Genomic DNA, 24,920 nt, shown 5'->3' with positions numbered 1-24,920 from the left:
TATATCTCTAAGTAGAAAGATTATATAACAAAAGTATAAAAATACAATTTTAGATTGATTATACATCTCCTTAATTTAGAGTGTACTCATAAAATACGGTTCTGTTGCAAAGTTAGATTTATAGTATAATTTTAACAAAAAGGAGTCTTCTGTATGAACTATTTCAGATATAAACAATTCGATAAAGATGTTATAACTGTAGCCGTTGGCTACTACTTAAGATACGCATTAAGTTATCGTGATATATCTGAAATATTAAGGGAACGTGGTTTTGATGTTCATCATTCAACCATTTATCGATGGGTTCAAGAGTATGCACCTATTTTCTATCAACTTTGGAAGAGAAAACATAAAAAAACGTATTATAAGTGGCGTATTGATGAGACATATATCAAAATTAAAGGACAGTGGTGTTATCTGTATCGCGCGATTGATGCAGATGGACATACATTAGATATTTGGTTACGCAAAAAACGAGATCATCAATCAGCATATGCGTTTATTAAGCGCCTTATTAAACAATTCGGTAAACCTCAAATGATAATTACAGATCAAGCACCTTCAACGAAGGTAGCCATGGCTAAAATAATTAAAGTGTTTAAGCTGAAACCTAACTGTCATTGCACATCTAAATATCTCAATAACCTCATTGAACAAGATCATCGTCACATTAAGGTGAGAAAGACAAGATATCAAAGTGTCAATACGGCAAAAAATACACTCAAAGGCATTGAATGTATTTACGGATTATATAAAAAGAACCGTAGGTCTCTTCAGATCTACGGATTTTCACCATGCCACGAAATTAGCATCATGCTAGCAAGTTAAGCGAACACTGACATGATAAATTAGTGGTTAGCTATATTTTTTTACTTTGCAACAGAACCATGCTATCTACATTATTACATTTCTCTTAACTGAATGTATGTTACATTTTCTAAATTAATATACATAGGCACTGGATTAAGTACTTTAATAATTTTTTCAGAACTTTGTGAATAGTCTATTTTTCTTGCAATTACTGAATCTCCAGAATGAAAATAAACTTCTATACTATTTACTGTATTTAATTCTAATTCTTGTTTTAATTGCTCTATTATCACAAACAAAAACTCCTTTCCAAATTATTTTGAAAAACCACATTTTAAATTAATTACTGTGTCTTCTGGTTTAATAATATTTTTAACACATTCTGAGAATACTTCCCTATAATAGCCCATACAAGTGTTTTATGCTTTAATAAATCAATGACTTAGCTTTTTTATTTCTCTACTCCGTATTTCAATTTGGTTAAATATACTTTATTTTGTTTTTAAAAAATTCTATATACTCATCTCTACTATTTTGATCTTTATCAATTTCATATGCGATTAATGTATCTAAACATTGCATTCCAGTATATTCAACTATTCCATGACTAATGTGAAATAGTACTTGTTTGTGTATATCTCCTGATGAACCAGTTGTTGTACTTATAATAGCTTTTTTATTAGATAATCTGGCGTTCTTAAACTTCCCATATGCCCCTCCATAAATCCCTCCATATATTAAAACTTTATCAAACCATCCTTTTAATATTGCAGGAACACTCGACCACCATAAAGGGAATTGAAAAATAATAATATCCGCCCACAATAGTTTGCTTAATTCAGATTTAATTTCCTTACTTAATATATTATTTTTGTAAGAATGCTCTTGTTCTATAGGATATTTAAAAAAGTTATTATTTTTTAAATATTTAAAATCAGATTTTTGAGCAACAGGGTTAAAATTCATTTTATACAAATCAGATACAACGACAATTATTACCATTCTCCTTCAATACTGTTTGTGCAATATCTTTAAGTTTACTATTAAAAGATTGAGGTCCAGGGTGCGCATATACTATTAGAATATTCATTTAACTTCTCCTATATAGTGTTTTGCAATATTTACGTTTTATAGATTATTCCACCATTCAAAGTTATCTTGTTTAAGTAATTGATCACTTTCTTTAGGTCCAAAACTTCCTGGTTTATACTGTGGTATTGTTACGTTAGATTTTTTCCATTCAGTACTTATATAATCTATAAATTCCCATGAATGTTTAAGTTCTTCCCAATGTACAAAATTAGTTTGATTTCCTATTAAAGCATCACATATAAGTGATTCATAAGCATCCACTACTTGTTTTTTATCTATTAAGTTATAGATTTGTATATTATGGTTTCTATTATTTCTAGTTGATTTATTTTCATAAATATATAGTGATATTTGGGCATTAGGTTCTATATTTATTACCATTAAATTACAATCAACATCTTCATTATCATTTTCATAGATTAATTTACTATTTAATTTTTTAAATTCTATAACAACTTCTATTGCTTTTTTATTTAAACGCTTTCCTGTACGAATATAAAACGGTGTCCCTTTCCATCTATCATTATTAATGAGTAATTTCCCTGCTACAAATGTTTCTGTTGTTGAATCACTATTAACACCTTTTTCTTCATGATATGACATTATCGGAGTTTCATTAATAATACCATTAATATATTGTCCTCTAACAAAATATTTGTGTACATCAGCCCCTTTCAAAAATTTTATATTGTTTAAAAGTTCGATTTTTTTTAGTCTAATATCTTTACTATTTCTGCTTTCGGGTTTCTCCATAGCAATAAGAGTAAGTATTTGTAGTGCATGATTTTGCACCATATCTTTAAGCGCTCCTGTAGAATCATAGTATTGGCCTCTATCTTCAATGCCTAAAGTTTCCGATAGAGTTATTTGAACATTTGATATATACTTGTTGTTCCACAATGGTTCAAATATTGTATTACCAAAACGTAAAGATTCAATATTTTGCACCATCTCTTTACCTAGATAATGATCTATTCTAAATATTTCTTCTTCTTTAAAATACTGTCTTATGTGTTTATTTAAGTCTTCGGCAGATTTCAAATCTTTTCCAAATGGTTTTTCTATTATTAATCTTGAAAATCCATTTGTATCAGAAAGACCTGATTGGCTTATGCTTTGAGTTATAATTTTAAAAAATTGAGGATTCATTGCTAAGTAAAATAATCTATTGCCATCCAAACAATATTTTTTATCAATATCATTGGAAAGTTCCTTTAATTTATTCCAACTTGTTTTATCTTCAACATTTTGTTGAAAGTAAAATATGTTATCTAAAAATAAGTTCACCATTTCAAAATTTTCTTGGCTTAATAAAATTTGTTTTACTTTACTTCTATATTCTTCATCACTTATATCCTCTAAACCCGTAGAAATGATAACTAATTTCTTAAAGTGACCCTTTTTATAAAGATTAAAAATAGAAGGTAGCAATTTCCTGTAACTTAAATCTCCTGTTCCGCCAAATATTGTTATTAATGATGATAAATTTTTATCCAAAGCAGTTCCCCCCTTTTACTTGATTAGCTAGTTTCTGGTTTTCATTCCGTAACAGTAATTATATTACTCTTCATCCCATTGTGTGTGGAACACACCTTCACGGTCTTTACGTTCATAAGTATGTGCACCAAAATAGTCACGTTGTGCTTGGATAAGATTAGCTGACAAATCTTCAGAACGATAACTATCATAGTAGTTCACACTTGCAGAGAATCCTGGTGTCGGTACACCGTTTTTAACGCCTGTTGCTACGACGTCTCTTAATGCATCTTGGTAATCTGTAACAATATTTTTGAAGTATGGATCTAATAATAAGTTTTCAAGTTCTGGATTATTATCGTAAGCATCTTTAATTTTTTGTAAGAATTGTGCACGAATGATACAACCTTCACGCCAAATCATTGCCAGTTCACCTAATTTTAAGTTCCATTCGTGATCTTCGCTCGATTTTCTCATTTGCGCAAAGCCTTGAGCGTAAGAACAAATCTTACTCATATATAATGCTTTTCTGATTTTTTCTAAGAATTCTTCTTTATTACCATCAAATGAAGCTTGTGGTCCATTTAATGATTTAGACGCATTAACACGTTCTTCTTTAATGGATGAAATGAAACGAGCAAATACCGATTCAGTGATAATTGTTAATGGAATTCCTAATTCTAATGCATTAATAGAAGTCCATTTACCTGTACCTTTTTGACCAGCAGTATCTAATATTTTTTCTACTAATGGTTCATTATTTTCATCTAATTTAGTGAAAATATCACCAGTAATTTCTATTAAGTAACTTTCGAGTTCTCCAGCATTCCAATCTTTGAATGTTTGAGAAATTTCAGTATGACTCATACCTAATAAGTCTTTCATCATTGTATAACTTTCAGCGATTAATTGCATATCTGCATATTCAATACCGTTATGAACCATTTTCACATAATGACCTGCACCATTTGGGCCAATGTATGTTACGCAAGATGCACCATCTTGCGCTTTAGCTGCAATGGCATCTAAGATATCACTGACTTTATTATAAGCGGCTTCTTGACCACCAGGCATTAATGAAGGACCAGTTAAAGCGCCTACTTCACCACCTGATACGCCCATACCAATGAAATTAACGCCACTTTCAGCTAATGTTTTATTTCGACGAATTGTATCTTGATAGTTTGTATTACCACCATCAATTAAAATATCTTCATCGTCTAATAATGGAAGTAAGGCATTTATCATGTTATCCGTAGGACTACCAGCCTTAATCATCAACAAAATTTTACGGGGTTTTTCTAATGAATCTACAAATTCTTTCAAGTTATACGCAGGATATATCTTTTGATAATGAGACTTTTGAATAGTATCATTAATTTCATTATTATCTCTACTATGAATACTCACAGAATATTTCTTATCCTCGATGTTCCACGCAAGATTTTTCCCCATAACACCTAAACCTAAAATTCCAATATTACTAGACATTGTATCCTCTCATTTCTTTATAGTTTATAACCTACAATCTTGCTTCAAGATCTTTTTTCATATCTTCAAATCCTGGTTTACCAAGTAAAGCAAACATATTTTGTTTATACGCTTCTACACCAGGTTGATTGAATGGATTTACGCCTAATTGATAACCACTCATAGCACATGCAAGTTCGAAGAAGTACACGACATAGCCAAATGTTTCTTCATCTAATTGTGGAATATTAACAACGATATTAGGTACGCCACCATCTGTATGTGCTAATAATGTACCTTCAAATGCTTTTGTATTAACTTCATCAATTGTTTTACCAGCAAGATAATTTAATCCATCTAAATCGTCACTATCTTCTTCAATAGTAAGATCATGTTTTGGATGATTCACTTTTACAACTGTTTCAAATAAGAAACGACGACCTTCTTGAACGTATTGTCCTAATGAATGTAAATCAGTAGTGTAGTTAGCACTTGAAGGATAAATACCTTTAAAGTCTTTACCTTCTGATTCACCAAATAATTGTTTCCACCATTCGTTGAAATATTGCATTGACGGTTCATAGTTGATAAGCATTTCAGTTGTATAACCTTTGCTATATAGAAGGTTACGGATTGTTGCATATTGATAAGCAATATTTTCTTCTAATTTGTCAGAAGATAATTCTTTACGTGCTTTTGCTGCACCAATCATCATCGCTTCAATATTAATACCTGCAGCTGCGATTGGTAATAAACCTACAGCAGTTAACACTGAATAACGGCCACCTACATCATCAGGGACTACAAATGTTTCATAACCTTCATTTGTAGCTAATTGTTTTAATGCACCTTTTTGTTTATCTGTTGTAGCAAAGATACGTTTTTTAGCTTCTTCTTTGCCATATTTATTCTCAACTAATTGTTTGAATAAACGGAATGCAACTGCTGGTTCTGTAGTTGTACCAGATTTAGAAATGACGTTTACAGAGAAATCTTTGTCAGCTAAATAATCTACTAATTCTTTTGTATAATTTGATGATAAATGATTACCTACAAAAACAATTTCAGGATAGTCATTATTTGTTCTAAATGAAGATGTTAGCATTTCAATAGCAGCACGTGCACCAAGGTATGAGCCACCAATACCAATAACAACTAACACGTCAGAATTTACTTTAATACGTTTAGAAGCTTCTACAATTCTTGAAAACTCTTCTTTATCGTAATCAATTGGAAGGTCTACCCAACCCAAGAAATTATTTCCTGCACCAGTTCCTTCATGTATCGTTTTGTGTAATGTCTTCACGATATCTTTTTGTTGTTCTAATTCATGTTCTCCAAAAAATTCTAAAGTCTTACCATAATCTAATTGAATATGAGTCATCTAAAAAGCCTCCAAATTTGTAATTATTAGTCTTATATTTACAATTCCAACTGTACACTACAGTGTAATATTATTCATACTGAAAAAATAGTCACCCCCTTTAGATAAGCTGACATTCCCTATATGCCAATTTTGTCAGTATTGATTTATTGATAATTATGTCAAAATAAAGGTATAAATTAATGAAAGGATGAATTATAGTGGAATTACAATTAGCTATTGATTTATTAAATAAAGAAGAAGCAGCAGAATTAGCGAAAAAAGTAGAAGAATATGTCGATATTGTTGAAATTGGTACACCAATTGTGATTAATGAAGGTTTACCTGCCGTTCAACATTTAAATGAAAATATAAGCAATGCTAAAGTATTAGCAGACTTAAAAATCATGGATGCAGCAGACTATGAAGTAAGCCAAGCTGTTAAATTCGGCGCTGATGTTGTAACAATTTTAGGTGTAGCAGAAGATGCGTCAATTAAAGCAGCAGTTGAAGAAGCACATAAAAATGACAAACAATTATTAGTAGATATGATTGCTGTACAAGATTTAGAAAAACGTGCGAAAGAATTAGATGAAATGGGTGCTGACTATATTGCAGTGCACACTGGTTATGATTTACAAGCTGAAGGACAATCTCCATTAGATAGCTTACGTAAAGTTAAATCAGTAATTAAAAATTCTAAAGTCGCAGTTGCTGGTGGTATTAAACCAGATACAATTAAAGAAATTGTTGCAGAAGAACCTGACTTAGTAATTGTTGGTGGCGGTATCGCAAATGCTGATGACCCTGTAGAAGCAGCTAAACAATGTCGTGACGCTATTGAAGGTAAATAATGATGGCAACTTTTAATCATTATCAATTAATTTTAGATGAGTTAAAGGGTACTTTATCTCATGTTAAAGATGAAGAGTTTGATGGATTTGCATCAGAAGTAACTGAAGCATCACGCATATTTGTTGCAGGTAAGGGTCGTTCTGGATTCGTTGCAAATAGTTTTGCAATGAGACTCAATCAATTAGGCAAGCAAGCATTTGTTATTGGCGAATCAACAACACCATCAATTCAAAAAGGTGATTTATTTATTGTGATTTCTGGTTCGGGTTCAACAGAACACCTTCGCTTATTAGCAGATAAAGCGAAATCAGTTGAAGCAGAAGTGGTATTACTAACAACTAAACTAGATTCTGCAATTGGTGAAATTGCAGACACAGTAGTTGAATTACCAGCAGGTACAAAACACGATGCTACTGGGTCTGATCAACCGTTAGGTAGTTTGTTTGAACAATCATCACAAATCTTTTTAGATAGTGTAGTCATTGGACTAATGACACAATTAGATGTTGATGAAACAACTATGCAAAATAATCATGCCAATTTAGAATAGATATAAATAAGCAGTTAATGCGGAAGATTATATAATCTTCCGCATTAACAATGTAAATTCTAATATTATAGAAGAAAGAAGGATGAAAATTGTATTATAAAGGAAAAGAATTTTTCACTTCTAAAGATTTAGCTTTATGTGTTATCGGAGGAAAGTGGAAGATCCCTATAATTTTTCATTTACTTCAAGACAAAGTATTGAGATTAAGTGAGCTACAAAAAAAGTTGCCGCATGTCAATCAAAGGATGCTAATAAGACAACTTAGAGAATTAGAAGAGGACCAAATTATTGAAAGACATATTTATTCTGTAGTTCCCCCAAAAGTGGAGTATAAGCTGACATCTATAGGCTACAAGCTAGATAAGGTGGTTTATGCAATATGCGAATGGGGTGATTTATTCAAGGATGAAATAATACATTAAAAAGTTCTGGTGCAAATTAAAAATAAAGTTAACTACTCTCTTATAATGTAAGTATTCAATTAGCTGACTAACATGTATTAATTTCGCCGTTCTATGAAATTAAGGGTTCTGTTGCAAAGTTAGAAAAATATAGCTAATCACCATTTTATTGTGTCAGTCTTCGCCTAACCAGCTAACATATAACTAATTTCGTGGCATGGTGAAAATCCGTAGATCTGAAGAGACCTACGGTTCTTTTTATATAATCCGTAAATACATTCAATGCCTTTGAGTGTATTTTTTGCCGTATTGACACTTTGATATCTTGTCTTTCTCACCTTAATGTGACGATGATCTTGTTCAATGAGGTTATTGAGATATTTCGATGTACGATGACAGTCAGGTTTAAGTTTAAAAGCTTTAATTACTTTAGCCATTGCTACCTTCGTTGAAGGTGCTTGATCTGTAATTATCATTTGAGGTTTACCGAATTGTTTAATAAGGCGCTTAATAAACGCATATGCTGATTGATGATCTCGTTTTTTGCGTAACCAAATATCTAATGTATGTCCATCTGCATCAATCGCGCGATACAGATAACACCACTGTCCTTTAATTTTGATATATGTCTCATCAATACGCCACTTATAATACGTTTTTTTATGTTTTCTCTTCCAAAGTTGATAGAAAATAGGTGCATACTCTTGAACCCATCGATAAATGGTTGAATGATGAACATCAAAACCACGTTCCCTTAATATTTCAGATATATCACGATAACTTAATGCGTATCTTAAGTAGTAGCCAACGGCTACAGTTATAACATCTTTATCGAATTGTTTATATCTGAAATAGTTCATACAGAAGACTCCTTTTTGTTAAAATTATACTATAAATCTAACTTTGCAACAGAACCGTAATGAATCAATTCATCACTATCTAATGCCACCATTGTTAGTTCAGCCTTGCATGGTTTAACGTATCTCACATAATGGTACAAATCTTCAAATAGTGCCTGTTTTTCGGGCATTTTAAACACCTTGTGTACATTAAAACCTATTTCTTCTAATCGCTTTGTAATCACGCCGAAAACGAATGTGTTCATGTGAAATCACTCCATCATTTTTAATATTCACATGTACACTAAAAAAAATCCGATACATCGGCTTTTTATTTTTGGTTTAATTTATTTCTATATTGTTTTCACTATCGCTCGGACGCATAAGTGTTAAAACACCTTCTACCATACCTATCACACCCGGTATTCCCGTCCAACAAAATAGTAAATAAAGAAGAGCATTTTTATTTTTCTTAACATAAAACTTATGAGCCCCGAAACCTCCTAGAAAAAATGCTAATGCAGAGTAAACATATTTATTAACTTGCATGATTTCCACTCCTTTAATTAATTGATTTAGAGAAACATTAAATAATTTAGTGATTTCTAAAATTGTTTTTAAGTCGGGATTACTTACTTCTCTTTCCCAATTAGAAATAGAATGTCTCGATACCCCTAACTTTTCAGCTAATTTTTCTTGAGACATGTTTTTACTTTTTCTTAACTTTTGTATTTGATGTCCAATTTTTGTTTCCAAATTATTTTTCTCCCTAACTTTAAGATATATTTAAACTCAATTTTTTCTATCGATATTTATGAACATTAGTATTTTTTATGCTGAAATATGTGAACAATCGCATAATATCAAGGTTTTTCTATAATTATACACGTTTTAAAATACATTGTGATAATACATAGAATGTACCTTATCTAAGTATATAAATGTTTTCTTTAAACCAAAGCTAATTTACCACATTGGGTTAAGTTTCTTATTATTAAAGAATGAACTTTGTATGATTTCAACTGCTTACTATCTTCTCATTTGGTTATTTCTCTCTTGTTTCTTCTTCTTTTTCTGATGATTAATATTGTTTTGCTTTTCAGTTTCGTTCGCATAGTACATAAGAAAGTCACTAGCATTTATCGTTGGTAAATTAATGTGATTAGTTTGTTCATTTTCATGTTCAATACGATTGTCATGATCATTTCTATCTACTTGATTAATATGTTTTTCGATAACTTCTTCTTGATCGACATGATTATATTGGTTCTGTTGCAAAGTTGAATTTATAGTATAATTTTAACAAAAAGGAGTCTTCTGTATGAACTATTTCAGATATAAACAATTTAACAAGGATGTTATCACTGTAGCCGTTGGCTACTATCTAAGATATGCATTGAGTTATCGTGATATATCTGAAATATTAAGGGAACGTGGTGTAAACGTTCATCATTCAACGGTCTACCGTTGGGTTCAAGAATATGCCCCAATTTTATATCAAATTTGGAAGAAAAAGCATAAAAAAGCTTATTACAAATGGCGTATTGATGAGACGTACATCAAAATAAAAGGAAAATGGAGCTATTTATATCGTGCCATTGATGCAGAGGGACATACATTAGATATTTGGTTGCGTAAGCAACGAGATAATCATTCAGCATATGCGTTTATCAAACGTCTCATTAAACAATTTGGTAAACCTCAAAAGGTAATTACAGATCAGGCACCTTCAACGAAGGTAGCAATGGCTAAAGTAATTAAAGCTTTTAAACTTAAACCTGACTGTCATCGTACATCGAAATATCTGAATAACCTCATTGAGCAAGATCACCGTCATATTAAAGTAAGAAAGACAAAGTATCAAAGTATCAATACAGCAAAGAATACTTTAAAAGGTATTGAATGTATTTACGCTCTATATAAAAAGAACCGCAGGTCTCTTCAGATCTACGGATTTTCGCCATGCCACGAAATTAGCATCATGCTAGCAAGTTAAGCGAACACTGACATGATAAATTAGTGGTTAGCTATATTTTTTACTTTGCAACAGAACCTGATAATACAATAGATTATCTAAAAACAATTTTAAATAAAAAAACGACAAAAGAATCGACAAAATTTGATGAAAAATCGACAAACAAAACAGAATCATTAAATAACCAATATAGCAGTTATATCGATAAATACATAGAGCATTTAGAATCAGAAATTCGACAAAAGAATCGACAAATTGACGATTTAACAATTGCATTAAAACAAGAACAATCTTTGAATTTAAATAGCCAAAATATATTAAGTAATACCAAAAAAATAGAAACTGATAATATAGATTCAAAAGAAGATATCATTACTCCAAAAGCATCAAAAAAAAATGAACAAAAACAATCTATCTTTTCTAAACTATTCAAAAAAAAATAATGTATTCACGCCTAAAGGCGTGAATACATTATTTTCTCTAAAAAGAAATTATCACTTGTTAATTATAATATAGTTAATATTTAGCAAGTGAAGTGTGGTTTATCATATGCAAAAATCCCACTACTGTCCAAAGCAAAGTAGGGTTTTTATTTAATATACAAAATACAAAGCATTTCTATATTGACAAAGGATAAAAATCATACTAACTTATGAATATATGCTCATATATTCATAAGTTAGTATGATTTTCTTCGAGTAACAAAACATTAATTGAAATTTTATATTTTTTAACTCTATAGTTATAAAAACAAAAATTCAAATTATAGAAAATATTTTTCATCATTAAAAAGAGGAGGGATTAAATGGAAAACGATCACAATCATAATCATACACATGGCGCGAACAAAAAGACTTTATTAATTAGTTTTATTATTATTACAAGTTACATGATTGTAGAAGGGTTAGGTGGTTTCTTTACTAACAGTCTTGCGTTAATTTCAGATGCTGGTCATATGTTAAGTGATTCTATTTCTTTAGGTATTGCTTTAATTGCATTTACTTTAGGAGCGAAGCAAGCTAATACAAATAAAACTTTTGGCTACAAAAGGTTTGAAATACTAGCAGCTGTACTTAATGGTATTACTTTGATGTTAATAGCTATCTATATTTTTTATGAAGCTATTGAGAGATTTAAAAACCCCCCTGAGGTAGCTTCTACAGGCATGTTAATTATCGCCTTGGTAGGCTTGTTTATTAATATTATTGTGGCTTGGATAATGCTGCGCGGGAGCGATGTAGAAGAAAACTTAAATATGCGTGGAGCATATTTGCATGTAATAAGCGACATGCTTGGATCTATAGGTGCAGTTATAGCAGCCCTTCTCATTATATTTTTTAGATGGGGGTGGGCGGATCCTTTAGCAAGTGTGATTGTAGCAATTTTAGTACTACGTAGCGGCTTTTATGTAACAAAATCAAGTCTTCATGTATTAATGGAGGGAGCACCAAGCAATATAAATACAAAAGACATTATTAAAACTATTAAAAAATTCAAAGAAGTTAAAAATATTCATGACTTTCATGTTTGGTCAGTAACTAGCGGATTAAACGCGTTATCTTGTCATATTGTTGTAGAAGATACAATGACCATTACTGAAAATGAGTTTTTACTTAAACGTATAGAACATGAACTCAATCATCAAAATATTCAACATGTCACAATACAGACTGAAACTTCTAACAATAATCATAGTGAAAAATTGTTTTGTATCGTGAAAGAAGAAGACAGTCAACATCATCATTAAATAAACAGCCATTATTTTTTAATAATGGCTGTTTATTTAATTATTCCAATATATTTAATATATCTTTTTTGTTATTTTCAAATCCCACGTAATATTTAAACAACTTTTTTTTACCCCAAAAAATTTTTTTATAAAAAACAAATAAGGGAACAATTCGGTTGCCTGATATTTTTTTCATTTCTTCTTCTAAGTCCAAATTTTGACTTACATCTTTATGACTATAACTAATCTCTTGAGAGTTTAAATACCTTTTTGATTCTTGGCAATCAGAGCATGTAGGTCTTGTGTAAAGCTCAAGTTGTATATTTTTATCCAAATATATCTCTCCTAATATAAGTTTTAGCATACATTTTATACAAGTGTACCTCTTAAAACAAACTATAAATATTAATTTTTTATATGAAACTTTTGTATTGACTTATACCTACTAGGGGTATAATATAGATTCCAACAAGAGATACCCCGTTAGGGTATATGAGGAGGGGTGAAATTGAACACTACTACTGTTAAAAACAATGACGCATTGCTCAATAGACTCAAAAGATTAGAAGGACAAATGCGCGGTTTACAATCAATGATAGCAGAAGATAGATATTGTATAGATGTACTAGTACAAATAACAGCAATACAATCAGCCCTAAAACAAGTGGGTTTTATAGTAACTGAAGACCATATATCTAATTGTGTAAGTGAAGGTATTAAAAATGGCAACGGAGAAGAAAGTATCAAAGAATTGATGGTTGTATTAAAACAATTTTCAAAATAGGAGGAAAGAAATAATTGAGTGAAAATATTAAAAAAACCTCATTAGGTATCACAGGCATGACATGTGCAGCTTGCTCGAATAAAGTAGAAAAAAATCTAAATAAATTAGATGAAGTTAACGCTAATGTAAATCCTTCTACAGAGAAAGCTACAATTGAATATAACCCCAATGTTACATCATTAGAAGATATTGCAAATACAATTCAAAAAACAGGTTATGGAGTTTTAACCGAAAAAGTGGATCTCGATGTAATGGGAATGACGTGTGCAGCTTGTTCGAATAAAATCGAAAAAGTTTTAAATCGAATCTCAGGTGTAAATAAGGCTACAGTTAATTTAACCACAGAAAGTGCTACTGTAGAATACAACCCTGATATGACGTCTGTAGATGAATTTCAACAACGTATTAAAAACCTAGGGTATGAGGCACAACCTAAAAAAGAAGCATCAGAAAAAAGTTCCCAAAAAGAAAAACAATTAAAACGACAGTTAATTAAATTAGTTGTTTCAGCTGTTTTAGCAGCTCCATTGTTAATGACAATGTTCGTTCATTTATTTGGTATTCAAATACCACATATATTTATGAACCCGTGGTTCCAATTTGTATTAGCAACGCCTGTTCAATTTGTTATTGGTTGGCAATTTTATGTAGGCGCTTATAAAAACCTTCGTAATGGGTCAGCAAATATGGATGTTCTTGTCGCTTTAGGTACAAGCGCAGCCTTCTTTTATAGTATTTATGAATCGATTAAGTGGTTAATTAATACAAATTATGAGCCACACCTATATTTTGAAACAAGTGCTGTATTAATTACTTTAATTCTTTTCGGAAAGTATTTAGAAGCACGTGCTAAAACACAAACAACAAATGCGTTAAGTAAATTGTTGAATTTACAAGCTAAAGAAGCACGTATATTACGCAACGGTGAAGAGACTATGGTTCCTTTAAGTGAGGTAAAAGAAGGAGACTATTTAGTTATCAAACCAGGAGAAAAAATACCAGTAGATGGCAAAATAATTAAAGGTATGACTTCAATTGACGAGTCAATGTTGACAGGTGAATCTATTCCTGTTGAAAAAATGCAAAATGATAATGTTATAGGATCAACAATGAATAAAAATGGAGCAATTACTGTTGAAGCAACAAAAGTTGGTAAAGATACAGCTCTTGCCTCCATTGTTAAAGTTGTCGAAGAAGCGCAAGGTTCTAAAGCGCCAATACAAAGACTAGCAGATATTATTTCTGGATATTTTGTACCTATCGTTGTAGGTATCGCGATTTTCACATTTATTATATGGATTTCATTAGTTCAGCCGGGACAATTTGAACCAGCCTTAGTTGCTGCAATAGCAGTATTAGTTATCGCTTGTCCTTGTGCGTTAGGCTTAGCTACGCCTACTTCTATAATGGTGGGTACCGGAAAAGCTGCTGAAAATGGCATTCTATTTAAAGGTGGAGAACACATTGAAGGTACACACGCTATTAATACAGTTGTTTTAGATAAAACTGGCACTATAACAAATGGCACACCTGAAGTCACTGATTTTAGTGGAGATGATCAAACATTACAATTGTTAGCTAGTGCAGAAAAAGGTTCTGAACACCCACTAGCTGAAGCTATCGTAAGTTATGCTAAAGAAAAATCATTAGAATTTTTAGAAGTAGACCATTTTGAAGCTATACCAGGGCGCGGTATAAATGCAACAATTGATGGTAAAGAACTTTTTGTCGGAAATCGAAAACTAATGAGTGAAAAAGGAATCCAAACTAATGAAGCTGAAACAAATCTCGCTCAATTTGAAAAAGAAGGAAAAACTGCAATGCTTATAAGCGTAGATAACGAATTGAGAGGGGTTGTCGCTGTAGCTGATACAGTTAAAGATACTGCCCAACAAGCTATTCAAAAACTTCATGAATTAGGTATTGAAGTTGCTATGTTAACTGGTGATAACAAACGTACCGCACAAGCAATAGCAAAACAAGTTGGTATAGACACGATTATTGCAGAGGTTTTACCAGAAGAAAAAGCTTCTAAAGTAGCAGAAATTCAATCTGAAGGTAAAAAAGTAGCTATGGTTGGAGATGGTGTCAATGATGCTCCAGCACTAGTTAAAGCAGATATTGGTATTGCCATTGGTACAGGTACAGAAGTTGCAATCGAAGCTGCTGATATAACTATTTTAGGAGGAGACCTTTTATTAATTCCAAAAGCAATAAAAGCAAGTAAATCTACAATTCGTAATATTCGCCAAAATCTATTTTGGGCGTTTGGTTACAATGTTGCAGGTATCCCTATAGCAGCAATTGGTCTGCTAGCACCTTGGGTTGCGGGAGCAGCAATGGCTTTAAGTTCTGTAAGTGTTGTCACAAACGCTTTACGTCTAAAACGTATGAAATTATAAGAATCTTATATTTCTTGAAAGGAGGTGACAACATTGACTAACGAAGTTATTAATGTAGAAGGTATGAGCTGTGACCATTGCAAGCATTCAATTGAAAAAGCATTAAATGGATTAGATGGTGTAACATCTTCAGAAGTAAGCTTGGCGAATGGGAATGTGGAAGTTGAATTTGATGAAAATCAAGTAGCTTTCAACGACTTTAAAGAAGCTATTGAAGATCAAGGTTACGATGTAATTAAATAATTTAAATAGTTGGGCATATCGTTTAATGATATGCCCTTATTAAAAATTAAGGAGGATAAAAATATGAATCATAATCATGAATATCATTCAAACAAACCCGAAATTAAAGCAAATGTTGTATATAGAGATGATAATATAGAAATTACGTTAGAAGATGAATTTAATAATGCCCCATTATTAGATACTATGCATGAAAAAGAAATGCATTTCGTTTTAGTATCTAATGACATGGAGAAATATTACCACCTACACCCTCAAAAAAAGCATGAAGGTTTATTTATAATTAACCAACAATTAGAGCCAGGAACTTACCAGGCTTTTGTTGATGTTACACCAAAAAACCATGTGTATTCCGTTCATCCTATTGAACTGCAAATTGGAGATAAAATAACCTCTACAACATCTTTAAATTCTGATAAAAATTGGGTAAAAGTTAACAAAGGAGTTCATGTAACTTTAAATTCTATAAGTGCTAAAGAAGATGAACATGTCCCTTTAACTTTCAATACAGAATTAACTCCCCAACCTTATTTAGGAGCTTTAGGACATGTGATTATATTTGATGAGCAATTAACTGATTATATTCATGTTCACCCAGAATCACCTGATTCTACAACCTTTTATGCTCATTTTCCTAAAAAAGGGATGTATAAAATTTGGGCAGAATTTAAATTTAATGATGAAGTGCATAGATTTACTTATAATATTAAAGTTGCATAAATCTATTAGCAAAAGCTTAAAAATCAGTAAATTGTAAAGAGTTATTTAGATAATACAAAACGCTTTATAAAAAATCGAAAATTTAAGATAGAAAGTTGATGAAGAAAGTATCAAAAAATTGTAGTGGTTGTTTATATTGCAACATTCACTGAATTTTTATAGTTAATAACCTATTATTTAAGGAGTAATTTATTGATTAAGTTTGAATATTTTGAGGAGAAAGATTTTGATTTATTAATAAACTGGATAAACTCTCCTGAACTTTTAGTCAAATGGGCAGGTACAGATTTTAATTATCCCCTAGATGAAGAACAATTAAAGGAATATATTAAAGACACAAATAAAGAAAATTCTAGTAAAATAATTTATAAAGTTATCATTGAAGAAAATAATTCAAAAAAAATTATAGGTCATATTGCTTTAAATAATATAGATTTTAAAAATTGTTCCGCCACGTTAAGTAAAGTTTTAGTAGGTGATCCGCAAATGCGTGGCCAAGGATTAGGCCCTAAAATAATAAAGAAATTATTGAAAAAGGCTTTTGAAGATTTGGGACTACACAGAATTGAATTAGGTGTTTTTGCCTTTAATAAATCAGCTATTAAAAGTTACAAAAAGATTGGATTTATAAAAGAAGGAGAAAAAAGAGACTTTAGAAAATTAAATGGAGAATATTATAATTTATGGCAAATGAGTATGTTAGAAAGCGAATGGTCTTGAATAATTTTAAACAAAAATAGTCCTCTTATTTTAATAAGAGGACTATTTTTGTTTATTTAGAGCGTACACTAAACGTACAATTCTAATAAAAAGTAAAAATACGAAGAAAAGGTTAGAAGCAGCGCAAATAAGAGAAAGAAAAGAGAGACGATCATCATTCAAAAAACATCAAATAGATTAGGGTAAGTCGTACGACATTATAAAGTCATAAAACAAATATAAATAATACTATAAAAATATAAGCAGCTAATTTAAGCTGCTTATATTTTTATAGTATTATTTATATTTATTTCGCTATTTATAAGACGCTGCTAAAAATTATTGACTTTTTAATGTCTTATAGTTAATCTTATATTAACAAGCAGCAAAGGGAGTTGTTGAGTGTGTCAATTAGACTAAATAAAAAATTAAATGAAAATGCATTTAATGATCCTACCAAAGAAACTATCCAAAAATCAATTAACCAATTATGTTCTGATGTGGATTCAGGCCAAGTTATTATGCCAATCTTTCAGCGCGATTTATCTTGGACAGCCGAAAAGAAAATAGACTTATACAATTTTCAATTAGGAGGTTTTGCTCCGGTTTCTCCTATTTCAATGAATAGAATTGGTCCTAAAAGTAAGGGGATGCCCCACGTAAAGCTATTAAGTAGAACTGAAATAGAAGAATTAAATGAAGGTAGTCTAAGTGTGATAGATGGGCAACAAAGGATTTCAACGAATTATCAAGCTTATTCAAATGATGAATCAATACAAGAAATAGCGCTAGATTTAACTAAAGGGAAATTTGTCAATTTAAAAGAAAAAAAGCCGAGTAAAAATCAAATCCCTGTTGGTGTTTTATACAATAAAGATCCTGAGGTCTATACTGAGTATCTTAGATTAAATCCGAGATTAGCAGAATTCTCTGTATCATCTATTCTAGGACAAATACGCACCAAATTTTTTAATTATTTTTATACCATTAATTATGCTCAAGACTTATCTGGTGAAGAACAAATTGAATGGTTTGACGTTCTAAATTTGGCGGGTAGTAGAGTTCCTGACCTTCAAATGAAACTCACTAAATTACAAATAAAAGGCTTAGATTTTTATAAAGAATACTCCAACGTTTTTAGAGATAGATTGGAAATGGCCGGACTTGACCATCTATTTATACAAAAAAATACAGAGGTCTCTATACCTTTAGCCACACTCAATTCTGCTTTTGAAATAGTGAGTGGTAAAAAAAATCATACTTTAAATTACAGTCCCATCCCGTCAGATGCCAAAGGATCTTTTTTAAATGAGTTAGAGCCCGATCAATTAAGAAAGTGTTTTCAAATGACATTAGACGGCTTAGAAGATGCCTTGAACTTTATTGACATCAATAGTTTACGAGAACCATCAAGAATTGATTATATTTCCTATTTATCTGGGTATTTCACCTATAATAGGAATGCTTCTAACACTTCTATACAAAACGTTATAAATTGGTATAATAATACTAACTTTGGAAATAAATCCAATCAAGAAAGACGAGAATTGTATAATGAATTATTAATGTGTTAAAGATCAGCAACCACAGTAACCCTCCATAGTTTTCTGTCGCGAACAGTAGTTTTTGCATTCCTCTACTAACCAGTGTTATAATCTACCTAACAAAGTTATTAAGCATAATACACCAATCCCCTCACTACTTCCGATAGTGAGGGGATTTTTTAGGTGTGACTATAGTCGCCTATTTTTTCTTATCGTTGCGATTGCGTAGCCAATGCGCAAATAATGCGACGATACAACCACTCGCTGCTGTGGTCATGATGTGAACAAAGTTATCAAACATAATTACACCTCCTCTCTGCGTCTAAATTGACGCCTGAGAGATAGGCGACCTGTATATTATATCATCTACGAATATACGATTATAGGTAACTTTTGATAAGTCATTTTATGACTAAAGAAGAAACTCGTTTTCAACTCGTTTAAAACACACAAAATAGCAAATTCGAATTTAACTAAAAGGAGAATGAAATGAACAAAACCGATTGGTCTAGAAATTTTGAATGGTTTGTAAATATCGGAGGTACAATATCCTCCATACTAGTAATAATTTACATAATTATATTAATTAAATATATATTATTCGACAAAACAACAACATTAAAAGTTAATGTTTATGCAACTTTAACTGAACATTATCACGAAGCACTAACTAAAACTCCTGAAGAAATAAAGAACTATTTTCAAAATAAATTTCCAATAGGTAAAACAGAAATAATACCAAATGAATTTATAGCCGAAAAAAAAAGAAATATTATGGCAGAAATAATACTAACTAACCCAAACAAGCTAGCAGTTGTAATTGGCTCAGATGAACACGATATAAAAATACTTAATATTTATAATCGTGAAGGTATTAAGATTGAACATATAAACGTTAATAAAAGAAAAGATATGCCTACCAAAAATCAAACAGAAATAGAAAAAGGTCAATTAAAATTAAATAAAGGTGATTATATAGCAATATTGACTCAAGAATTCGGAGAAAATGGTGAACAAGAAATAGAAATAGAAATAAAAGGACATAAAAAAATTATATCGTTATCTCCTCTTCAAATGAGTCCCGAGCCAACTAATTACATAGAAGTAAAAAATAATATTAAAAGTTATATAATAAAATACTTAAAAAAATAATCAAATGCTCATCATAATTGTTTAAAGATAAATGAATCATACAAGACATATGGTCCCTGAATCATATTATTAAAAGTAATTGTCACGGGAATTATTTCTTTTATTTTCACGTATTTATTTTTTTTCGTAAGAGCATGATTATATGAAATATTCACTTCAAACTCTATTACAGAATTTGATTTTTTAAAATCCATTCGATATGAATACATAGCTCCTAACAGTAAGGCTGAAAAAATACCGGGTAACTCTATTTCAAATGAATTTCCACCTTCTAAAATAGATTGTTGAACGTTCGTAGTTTCTGGCATACCAAAAATTTTATCCCAAGTATAAACAATATTACCAGATTCATCAGTTTCACAATAAAAATTGTTATCTTTCTCTTCTAATGCTTTATCTAACAAATAAAAAAAAGTTTCATTTCTTAAGACATTCACAGACACAGATAAATCAATAATTTTAGCATCAGTGTTATTAAAAAATTTAAGCAAAACATTATAATCTTTCAACTTCTCATAACCACCAATTTCAAAGTCAATTCCAATATAATCTGTTGTTTGCTTTTTTTGAGATTCCAATAAAAGTTGAGGTCTTAATAGCTTATTATCTTTAGTTTTTTGATAGATTCTAGCACGTATAGAAGAGACAAGAGAAACAATGGCAATTATTATAGAAATTACAGACAAACATATCGAAAACAAATTTTTTATCGCTCCTTTTTTCTTTCAAAATAATATATCCTTTTATTCCAATTGCTTTATTGACGTTGAGTCTCGGAACCCTTAACAAATTCAAAACTTGTCGAATGGTCGGCTTAATAGCTCACGCTATGCCGACATTCGTTTCAATCTGTTTGATAAGTTAAAATCCCGTATATAATCGTGAATTTCAATGTTATCTTTAAAACAAAACCAATGTACCACATTTGTTTAAGTTTCTTATTAAAGAATGAACTTTGTATCATTTCAACGGCCTACTATCTTCTCATTTGGTTATTTCTATCTTGTTTCTTCTTTTTCTTATGATTAATATTGTTTTGTTTTTCTGTTTCATTCGCATAATACATAAGGAAGTCACTAGCATTTATCGTTGGTAAATGAATGTGATTAGTTTGTTCATTTTCATGTTCAATACGATTGTCATGATCATTTCTATCTACTTGATTAATATGTTTTTCGATAACTTCTTCTTGATCGACATTATTATATTTCTCAAGTTTAATGAGTAATTGAACTTTCTCATTAGGTGTTTGGTCTTTGACTTTTTCAAAGTTTTTATCGCCTATATCTATTCTTAAATCATCATCAATATGTTCTTTATAACTATCAATTTCTTTTTCTTTTTCCTTAATAAATTGCAACTCAACGTTATATTCAAAGCTATCTTTTTCTAAATTTTTAAGCTGTCTTTGACTAAAGAAAATATCTTTACTCGCTTTTTTATAAGTATCTTCTAGCAATATATCAGTAGGAATATGGTTATTTTGTTTGAATAGGTATTGAACATGAGTTGCTTTTATAATATTACCTTTTTGTGCTTCATCAACAATAAATGCTTTTTCATCATGGCTAAAATGATGATGAGATTTAGGGTACATTTGCTGAACAATGAGATGATTTTTTTCACTTTCAGTTAGATAAACATCTTTAGCTGATTGATAAATCTCTTTACGTTTTTTCTCTCTACTTTCTAACTTATTCTTCTCATTGAGTAACGCTTTATAGTTAGTTTCAACAGTATTAACAAACTTTTGTTGACTATATCCTTTACTTTCAATTTCTTTTCTAAACTGATAATTTTCATCATAATTTTTAGCATAGAATTTCAATTGACGTCTCTTAATTTCATTTTTAAGTAAGTCATTTTGAATTTTACGACCAAAAGTAGACGCACTATCAAACGTATTTTTTATTGTTTCTTTCGCTTCTGAATAGCCAACATCATGTTTATATCTATCAAATAAAATAGAATAACTTTGTTCATTTTTACTTACTTGATTATTAGCATTTTGAATAAATAATCTAATTTCATTTTGTGCTTGTTCTTTCTCTTTATCACTAAATATTTGTGATACTTCGCCACGATTATATCGTCTAATCTGTTCATTTTTCTGTCCGTAATAAGTAACGGGTTGGTACTCAATACCCTCTTTTTCACAACGTTTTTGTTCATTTTTTTCTAGCCGATATTCTTCCCTTGTCAGTGGAATTTCGGCAATTTTTTCTAAACCTTGATCTTCAAAAGAACGACTATCATATCGTCTTAAACTTTGTTCACGTTCTGAATATTGGTTTAATTTTAATTCCCAATGCTTACGAACTTCTTTGAAATCAAAATCGGCAAAGCGTTCTTGCTTTCTAACTTTATTACCATTTTTATTTAAAATCGCATGACCGTTTTCATCGTATCGTGTTTTCGTTTTTGTCTTTTTTCCCCAAGTGCCGTCTGAATTGAAAGGTCTTTGAGTCAGTAAAACATGAGCGTGTGGATTGTTCATGTCATCTCTATGAATTGAAATATCAGCCACCATTCCTTTGTCTACAAACTCACTTTTTATAAAATCTTTGGTTAATTCTGTTTGTATTTCTCTATCAAAATCATTAGGCAAACTTAATAAGACTTCTTTTGCTAATCTAGGATTTTTCGTTTTCGCATTATTCTTTTCAACTTTATCGACTTCATTCCATAAACGTTGTCTATCTTTAGTCCATTTGGGTGCATGTTGAGGAGTTAAAATCATGCTTTCAGGCTTAACAGTATGATTTCTAAACTTAATTTTTTCATCTGTACGTTCACTATATAATGCTTCATCAGAACGATAAGACGCTGACGCAACGATATTTTTAGTTGCTCGATTAATGTTAGTCACTCTTAACATAAAGTAACCTTTCTCCATGATTTTACCTCCTCTCTTTTTTGTATTTAAACCCCTGTGGGAACTATAACAATCAACCAGTATGGTTGCCCATTTCATGCCAATTTTCAATTTGCATGTAAATGGGCAGTGTCTTAAGAACTGGTTACATTATACCATGAATGTACGACTTACCCAATGAATTATGGTATGCTTTATATAGATAAACTAAGGGAGTTTTTTAATGTCTAAAATCAAACAAACCGATATTTCAAAGTTAAGTCAATTAGAACAACAAATTGAACAACTGAAAGAACAAAAGAAACAACAAGAAGCACAACTATCTAATAAAATTGGTGGTTATTTTTTAAAAAAACTTAATTTAAATATGATTAACTCTAATGATGAATTGTATAAAATTATGGATAAAGTCATTGAAGAATTTAATAAAGATATCGAACAAAATAACAGCAACGGGAACAATGAAAATTTAAAAGAAAACGAAATTAATCAGAATAGTAAGTGATAAGATGAATGATTTTCAAAATCTCAAAAAAACAAATGCTGCAATTGAAAAAGCTAAATTAAGAAAACATAGATTAAAAAATTTAGATCGCAAAGAAAGAGCGCATAGACTTATTCGAAAAGGTGCAATGCTTGAAAAATATTTTGAATGTGAACATTTAAGTCCAGATGAAACAGAAGAATTGTTAAAGATGTATTCCAAATACATTAATACGAATAAGCCAAATAAATTTAAAAAGAAGTAATTTATCATGCTTACAAATACTTGGATTCCACTAAAAAGAAAAAATTGCTGATAGTAGTAACAATGAATATTAATTGTTTATAAAAATGGGACTAAACGTTTCAATTTTAGTCCCACTTACTTAATTAATTACATTTCATTGAAAATAAAGTTCGCCTACAGTTAAGAGAATATCTATTTAAAGATATTCTCTAATTGGATCATTGTTGGCTTATTAAGTTGTATTATTGATTAAATAAAGAAGTGATTGGTAAATGATCACGTCGTTTATTAAGCGTATGTACTTCTGCAAATTCAGATTTAAGAGATTTCATTAAGTACCCTTGCATTGCTTCAACGGTTTCATTTTTTTGAATTAATGTAGCTTTAAAACGCTTAAGAACACTAACAATTTCAAATTCCATATCTTCTAATAAATAATATGCATCAATAGAATTGTTGAAGGATGTTTTGGCTTTTAATAACACAGATTTAATAAGTTTAATTTCAGCTACTTCAAAGTTACTTAGATAGTTTTGAATACTCTGTGGTAGTTCTTCGAGTAATTGGAATTTTAAAGCCTCATTATTAAAGTTTGAATTGTCGTGATTTGAATGATTTGTATGATTACTAGGATATGTTGATTTCTTATCATTCAAATCATCCATATCATTATTCTCAGTCTTAATATAATCAGTATCATTATAATCAGTATCATTAGTGTATTTTTTTAATATATCATGATGTATCATTTTAATATTTCCTGATGTATCATTATCATATTTCTGGATGTATGAATTTGATACATCCGTAGAATATTGCTGTTCTACGTCATTTTCTTGTTGTGTAATGTAATATACATCAGCTTTTGTTACTTCAGGTTTTTTTAGATACAGTTTATTGGGTTTATTTAATCCTACTCTGATTTGACTAAACAAATCAGCTCGAGTTAATTCCTTCTTTATTTTAGATAATTTGTTTGGGCTACTAATATTTAGGATTTGTTTTAACTTTTCGTTAGTATATATAAAGAATATATCTCCATTTTCATCTATCCAATTATTTTTTATAGATAAATCTAAACGATCTCTTAATATTGACCAAGTTATTTTTGCATCATTGGACAATTTAGTATATTTAGGATTTGTAAAAAATACTTTAGGCAATCGATAGAATTTTTCTTTTTGGATTTCTTTAATATTAAAATTAGACAT

The 24,920-nt window shown here is 30.3% G+C and carries 30 protein-coding genes and 1 pseudogene; 16 read left to right on the top strand and 15 right to left on the bottom strand.

All coding sequences use genetic code 11. The features are described 5' to 3' along the window. Window positions 1-153: 153 nt before the first annotated feature. Window positions 154-828: an IS6 family transposase gene (locus NST64_RS11550; RefSeq protein WP_034172943.1), complete on the top strand. Its 675-nt coding sequence runs from the start codon at window positions 154-156 to the stop codon at window positions 826-828. Between the two features lie 74 nt (window positions 829-902). Here NST64_RS11550 and NST64_RS11545 read toward each other — a convergent pair whose 3' ends face one another. The 6 genes from NST64_RS11545 to NST64_RS11520 all read right to left on the bottom strand — a co-directional run bounded on the left by NST64_RS11545 (window position 903) and on the right by NST64_RS11520 (window position 6,232). Further along, window positions 903-1,103, bottom strand: coding sequence for a hypothetical protein (locus tag NST64_RS11545; RefSeq protein WP_015387322.1), 201 nt, complete (start codon window positions 1,101-1,103; stop codon window positions 903-905). Window positions 1,104-1,290: 187 nt separating this feature from the next. After that, window positions 1,291-1,776 (bottom strand): NAD(P)H-dependent oxidoreductase, encoded by a 486-nt coding sequence (locus NST64_RS11540; protein ID WP_254613616.1) that lies wholly within the window; start codon window positions 1,774-1,776, stop codon window positions 1,291-1,293. 10 nt (window positions 1,777-1,786) lie between these two features. Further along, window positions 1,787-1,900: an NAD(P)H-dependent oxidoreductase gene (locus NST64_RS11535; RefSeq protein WP_017175388.1), complete on the bottom strand. Its 114-nt coding sequence runs from the start codon at window positions 1,898-1,900 to the stop codon at window positions 1,787-1,789. Between the two features lie 38 nt (window positions 1,901-1,938). After that, on the bottom strand, window positions 1,939-3,399 hold the full coding sequence (gene zwf / locus NST64_RS11530; protein WP_002449615.1) for a glucose-6-phosphate dehydrogenase: 1,461 nt from the start codon (window positions 3,397-3,399) through the stop codon (window positions 1,939-1,941). A gap of 63 nt (window positions 3,400-3,462) precedes the next feature. Then, complete coding sequence (gndA, locus tag NST64_RS11525) at window positions 3,463-4,869, bottom strand: NADP-dependent phosphogluconate dehydrogenase (protein ID WP_002449612.1); 1,407 nt, start codon at window positions 4,867-4,869, stop codon at window positions 3,463-3,465. A gap of 31 nt (window positions 4,870-4,900) precedes the next feature. Beyond that, window positions 4,901-6,232, bottom strand: coding sequence for a glucose-6-phosphate isomerase (locus NST64_RS11520; protein WP_002449611.1), 1,332 nt, complete (start codon window positions 6,230-6,232; stop codon window positions 4,901-4,903). Between the two features lie 200 nt (window positions 6,233-6,432). On the opposite strand from NST64_RS11520, the gene hxlA reads away from it, so the two are divergent. From hxlA to NST64_RS11505, 3 genes are all read left to right on the top strand, one after another. After that, the gene (hxlA, locus tag NST64_RS11515; protein ID WP_002449613.1) at window positions 6,433-7,065 is read left to right on the top strand and encodes a 3-hexulose-6-phosphate synthase; all 633 of its coding nucleotides are present in this window, start codon (window positions 6,433-6,435) and stop codon (window positions 7,063-7,065) included. Between the two features lie 2 nt (window positions 7,066-7,067). After that, a complete protein-coding gene (hxlB, locus tag NST64_RS11510) occupies window positions 7,068-7,616 on the top strand; it encodes a 6-phospho-3-hexuloisomerase (protein WP_015387319.1) in 549 nt (182 codons plus the stop codon). Between the two features lie 89 nt (window positions 7,617-7,705). After that, entirely contained in the window at window positions 7,706-8,038 is a 333-nt protein-coding gene (locus tag NST64_RS11505) for a winged helix-turn-helix transcriptional regulator (protein WP_002505086.1), read from the top strand. 164 nt (window positions 8,039-8,202) lie between these two features. Here the strand turns inward: NST64_RS11505 and NST64_RS11500 are convergent, their stop codons facing one another. From NST64_RS11500 to NST64_RS11480, 4 genes and pseudogenes are all read right to left on the bottom strand, one after another. After that, a complete protein-coding gene (locus NST64_RS11500) occupies window positions 8,203-8,877 on the bottom strand; it encodes an IS6 family transposase (RefSeq protein WP_340731185.1) in 675 nt (224 codons plus the stop codon). A gap of 29 nt (window positions 8,878-8,906) precedes the next feature. Then, on the bottom strand, window positions 8,907-9,122 hold the full coding sequence (locus NST64_RS11495) for a hypothetical protein (protein ID WP_002449614.1): 216 nt from the start codon (window positions 9,120-9,122) through the stop codon (window positions 8,907-8,909). 76 nt (window positions 9,123-9,198) lie between these two features. Further along, entirely contained in the window at window positions 9,199-9,612 is a 414-nt protein-coding gene (locus NST64_RS11630; protein WP_000448282.1) for an NINE protein, read from the bottom strand. Window positions 9,613-9,885: 273 nt separating this feature from the next. Beyond that, window positions 9,886-10,119 (bottom strand): annotated as a pseudogene (locus NST64_RS11480) (MobA/MobL family protein); the annotation flags it as partial. A 58-nt stretch (window positions 10,120-10,177) separates the two neighbouring features. Between NST64_RS11480 and NST64_RS11475 the strand changes: the two are divergent. The 3 genes from NST64_RS11475 (at window position 10,178) to NST64_RS11465 (ending at window position 12,578) form a co-directional block, all read left to right on the top strand. Next, entirely contained in the window at window positions 10,178-10,852 is a 675-nt protein-coding gene (locus tag NST64_RS11475) for an IS6-like element IS257 family transposase (RefSeq protein ID WP_058586762.1), read from the top strand. A gap of 23 nt (window positions 10,853-10,875) precedes the next feature. Beyond that, a complete protein-coding gene (locus NST64_RS11470; RefSeq protein WP_002449932.1) occupies window positions 10,876-11,274 on the top strand; it encodes a hypothetical protein in 399 nt (132 codons plus the stop codon). 362 nt (window positions 11,275-11,636) lie between these two features. Beyond that, complete coding sequence (locus NST64_RS11465; RefSeq protein WP_001831389.1) at window positions 11,637-12,578, top strand: cation diffusion facilitator family transporter; 942 nt, start codon at window positions 11,637-11,639, stop codon at window positions 12,576-12,578. Between the two features lie 40 nt (window positions 12,579-12,618). On the opposite strand, the gene NST64_RS11460 is transcribed toward NST64_RS11465, so the two are convergent. Continuing rightward, window positions 12,619-12,894 (bottom strand): glutaredoxin family protein, encoded by a 276-nt coding sequence (locus NST64_RS11460; protein ID WP_001831374.1) that lies wholly within the window; start codon window positions 12,892-12,894, stop codon window positions 12,619-12,621. A gap of 174 nt (window positions 12,895-13,068) precedes the next feature. Here NST64_RS11460 and NST64_RS11455 point away from each other — a divergent pair, with 174 nt between their 5' ends. The 6 genes from NST64_RS11455 (at window position 13,069) to NST64_RS11430 (ending at window position 18,982) form a co-directional block, all read left to right on the top strand. Then, window positions 13,069-13,344 carry a metal-sensing transcriptional repressor gene (locus NST64_RS11455; RefSeq protein ID WP_001831396.1) on the top strand — a complete coding sequence of 92 codons (276 nt, stop codon included), beginning with the start codon at window positions 13,069-13,071 and terminating at the stop codon, window positions 13,342-13,344. A gap of 14 nt (window positions 13,345-13,358) precedes the next feature. Further along, complete coding sequence (locus NST64_RS11450) at window positions 13,359-15,746, top strand: heavy metal translocating P-type ATPase (protein ID WP_001832797.1); 2,388 nt, start codon at window positions 13,359-13,361, stop codon at window positions 15,744-15,746. A 33-nt stretch (window positions 15,747-15,779) separates the two neighbouring features. Continuing rightward, on the top strand, window positions 15,780-15,989 hold the full coding sequence (gene copZ, locus NST64_RS11445) for a copper chaperone CopZ (RefSeq protein ID WP_001831373.1): 210 nt from the start codon (window positions 15,780-15,782) through the stop codon (window positions 15,987-15,989). Window positions 15,990-16,052: 63 nt separating this feature from the next. Then, a complete protein-coding gene (locus tag NST64_RS11440; protein ID WP_340731184.1) occupies window positions 16,053-16,709 on the top strand; it encodes a hypothetical protein in 657 nt (218 codons plus the stop codon). Between the two features lie 192 nt (window positions 16,710-16,901). Next, complete coding sequence (locus tag NST64_RS11435) at window positions 16,902-17,429, top strand: GNAT family N-acetyltransferase (protein ID WP_001831394.1); 528 nt, start codon at window positions 16,902-16,904, stop codon at window positions 17,427-17,429. Between the two features lie 383 nt (window positions 17,430-17,812). Next, complete coding sequence (locus NST64_RS11430; protein WP_071860390.1) at window positions 17,813-18,982, top strand: GmrSD restriction endonuclease domain-containing protein; 1,170 nt, start codon at window positions 17,813-17,815, stop codon at window positions 18,980-18,982. A gap of 169 nt (window positions 18,983-19,151) precedes the next feature. Here NST64_RS11430 and NST64_RS11425 read toward each other — a convergent pair whose 3' ends face one another. Further along, window positions 19,152-19,253, bottom strand: a complete 102-nt coding sequence (locus NST64_RS11425; RefSeq protein ID WP_107632520.1) for a type I toxin-antitoxin system Fst family toxin — start codon at window positions 19,251-19,253, stop codon at window positions 19,152-19,154. Between the two features lie 188 nt (window positions 19,254-19,441). Between NST64_RS11425 and NST64_RS11420 the strand changes: the two genes are divergently transcribed. Next, window positions 19,442-20,104: a hypothetical protein gene (locus NST64_RS11420; protein WP_242412929.1), complete on the top strand. Its 663-nt coding sequence runs from the start codon at window positions 19,442-19,444 to the stop codon at window positions 20,102-20,104. An 11-nt stretch (window positions 20,105-20,115) separates the two neighbouring features. Here the strand turns inward: NST64_RS11420 and NST64_RS11415 are convergent, their stop codons facing one another. Next, window positions 20,116-20,805 carry a hypothetical protein gene (locus NST64_RS11415; protein ID WP_071860391.1) on the bottom strand — a complete coding sequence of 230 codons (690 nt, stop codon included), beginning with the start codon at window positions 20,803-20,805 and terminating at the stop codon, window positions 20,116-20,118. A 275-nt stretch (window positions 20,806-21,080) separates the two neighbouring features. After that, a complete protein-coding gene (locus NST64_RS11410; RefSeq protein WP_071860392.1) occupies window positions 21,081-23,000 on the bottom strand; it encodes a MobA/MobL family protein in 1,920 nt (639 codons plus the stop codon). Window positions 23,001-23,202: 202 nt separating this feature from the next. On the opposite strand from NST64_RS11410, the gene NST64_RS11405 reads away from it, so the two are divergent. Next, entirely contained in the window at window positions 23,203-23,484 is a 282-nt protein-coding gene (locus tag NST64_RS11405) for a hypothetical protein (protein WP_002449920.1), read from the top strand. A gap of 4 nt (window positions 23,485-23,488) precedes the next feature. Then, on the top strand, window positions 23,489-23,728 hold the full coding sequence (locus tag NST64_RS11400) for a DUF3847 domain-containing protein (protein WP_071860393.1): 240 nt from the start codon (window positions 23,489-23,491) through the stop codon (window positions 23,726-23,728). A 223-nt stretch (window positions 23,729-23,951) separates the two neighbouring features. On the opposite strand, the gene NST64_RS11395 is transcribed toward NST64_RS11400, so the two are convergent. After that, window positions 23,952-24,920, bottom strand: a complete 969-nt coding sequence (locus NST64_RS11395; protein ID WP_071860394.1) for a replication initiator protein A — start codon at window positions 24,918-24,920, stop codon at window positions 23,952-23,954.

Origin of the sequence: Staphylococcus sp. FSL W8-1268 (assembly GCF_038003965.1) — a bacterium.
In the GTDB taxonomy this organism is placed as follows: domain Bacteria; phylum Bacillota; class Bacilli; order Staphylococcales; family Staphylococcaceae; genus Staphylococcus; species Staphylococcus hominis.
The sequence above is the reverse complement of the archived record's forward strand: the minus strand, read 5'-3'. Positions and strand labels throughout refer to the sequence as shown.

What these genes read in the sequence shown, in the direction of transcription:
- NST64_RS11550 (WP_034172943.1), top strand. Translation starts at nt 154, where the DNA reads ATGAACTATTTCAGATATAAACAATTCGATAAAGATGTTATAACTGTA.
- NST64_RS11540 (WP_254613616.1), bottom strand. Translation starts at nt 1,776, where the DNA reads ATGAATTTTAACCCTGTTGCTCAAAAATCTGATTTTAAATATTTAAAA.
- NST64_RS11535 (WP_017175388.1), bottom strand. Translation starts at nt 1,900, where the DNA reads ATGAATATTCTAATAGTATATGCGCACCCTGGACCTCAATCTTTTAAT.
- gndA (WP_002449612.1), bottom strand. Translation starts at nt 4,869, where the DNA reads ATGTCTAGTAATATTGGAATTTTAGGTTTAGGTGTTATGGGGAAAAAT.
- NST64_RS11520 (WP_002449611.1), bottom strand. Translation starts at nt 6,232, where the DNA reads ATGACTCATATTCAATTAGATTATGGTAAGACTTTAGAATTTTTTGGA.
- hxlB (WP_015387319.1), top strand. Translation starts at nt 7,068, where the DNA reads ATGGCAACTTTTAATCATTATCAATTAATTTTAGATGAGTTAAAGGGT.
- NST64_RS11500 (WP_340731185.1), bottom strand. Translation starts at nt 8,877, where the DNA reads ATGAACTATTTCAGATATAAACAATTCGATAAAGATGTTATAACTGTA.
- NST64_RS11495 (WP_002449614.1), bottom strand. Translation starts at nt 9,122, where the DNA reads ATGAACACATTCGTTTTCGGCGTGATTACAAAGCGATTAGAAGAAATA.
- NST64_RS11475 (WP_058586762.1), top strand. Translation starts at nt 10,178, where the DNA reads ATGAACTATTTCAGATATAAACAATTTAACAAGGATGTTATCACTGTA.
- NST64_RS11465 (WP_001831389.1), top strand. Translation starts at nt 11,637, where the DNA reads ATGGAAAACGATCACAATCATAATCATACACATGGCGCGAACAAAAAG.
- NST64_RS11440 (WP_340731184.1), top strand. Translation starts at nt 16,053, where the DNA reads ATGAATCATAATCATGAATATCATTCAAACAAACCCGAAATTAAAGCA.
- NST64_RS11425 (WP_107632520.1), bottom strand. Translation starts at nt 19,253, where the DNA reads ATGTTTGATAACTTTGTTCACATCATGACCACAGCAGCGAGTGGTTGT.
- NST64_RS11420 (WP_242412929.1), top strand. Translation starts at nt 19,442, where the DNA reads ATGAACAAAACCGATTGGTCTAGAAATTTTGAATGGTTTGTAAATATC.
- NST64_RS11410 (WP_071860392.1), bottom strand. Translation starts at nt 23,000, where the DNA reads ATGGAGAAAGGTTACTTTATGTTAAGAGTGACTAACATTAATCGAGCA.
- NST64_RS11405 (WP_002449920.1), top strand. Translation starts at nt 23,203, where the DNA reads ATGTCTAAAATCAAACAAACCGATATTTCAAAGTTAAGTCAATTAGAA.
- NST64_RS11400 (WP_071860393.1), top strand. Translation starts at nt 23,489, where the DNA reads ATGAATGATTTTCAAAATCTCAAAAAAACAAATGCTGCAATTGAAAAA.
- NST64_RS11395 (WP_071860394.1), bottom strand. Translation starts at nt 24,920, where the DNA reads ATGTCTAATTTTAATATTAAAGAAATCCAAAAAGAAAAATTCTATCGA.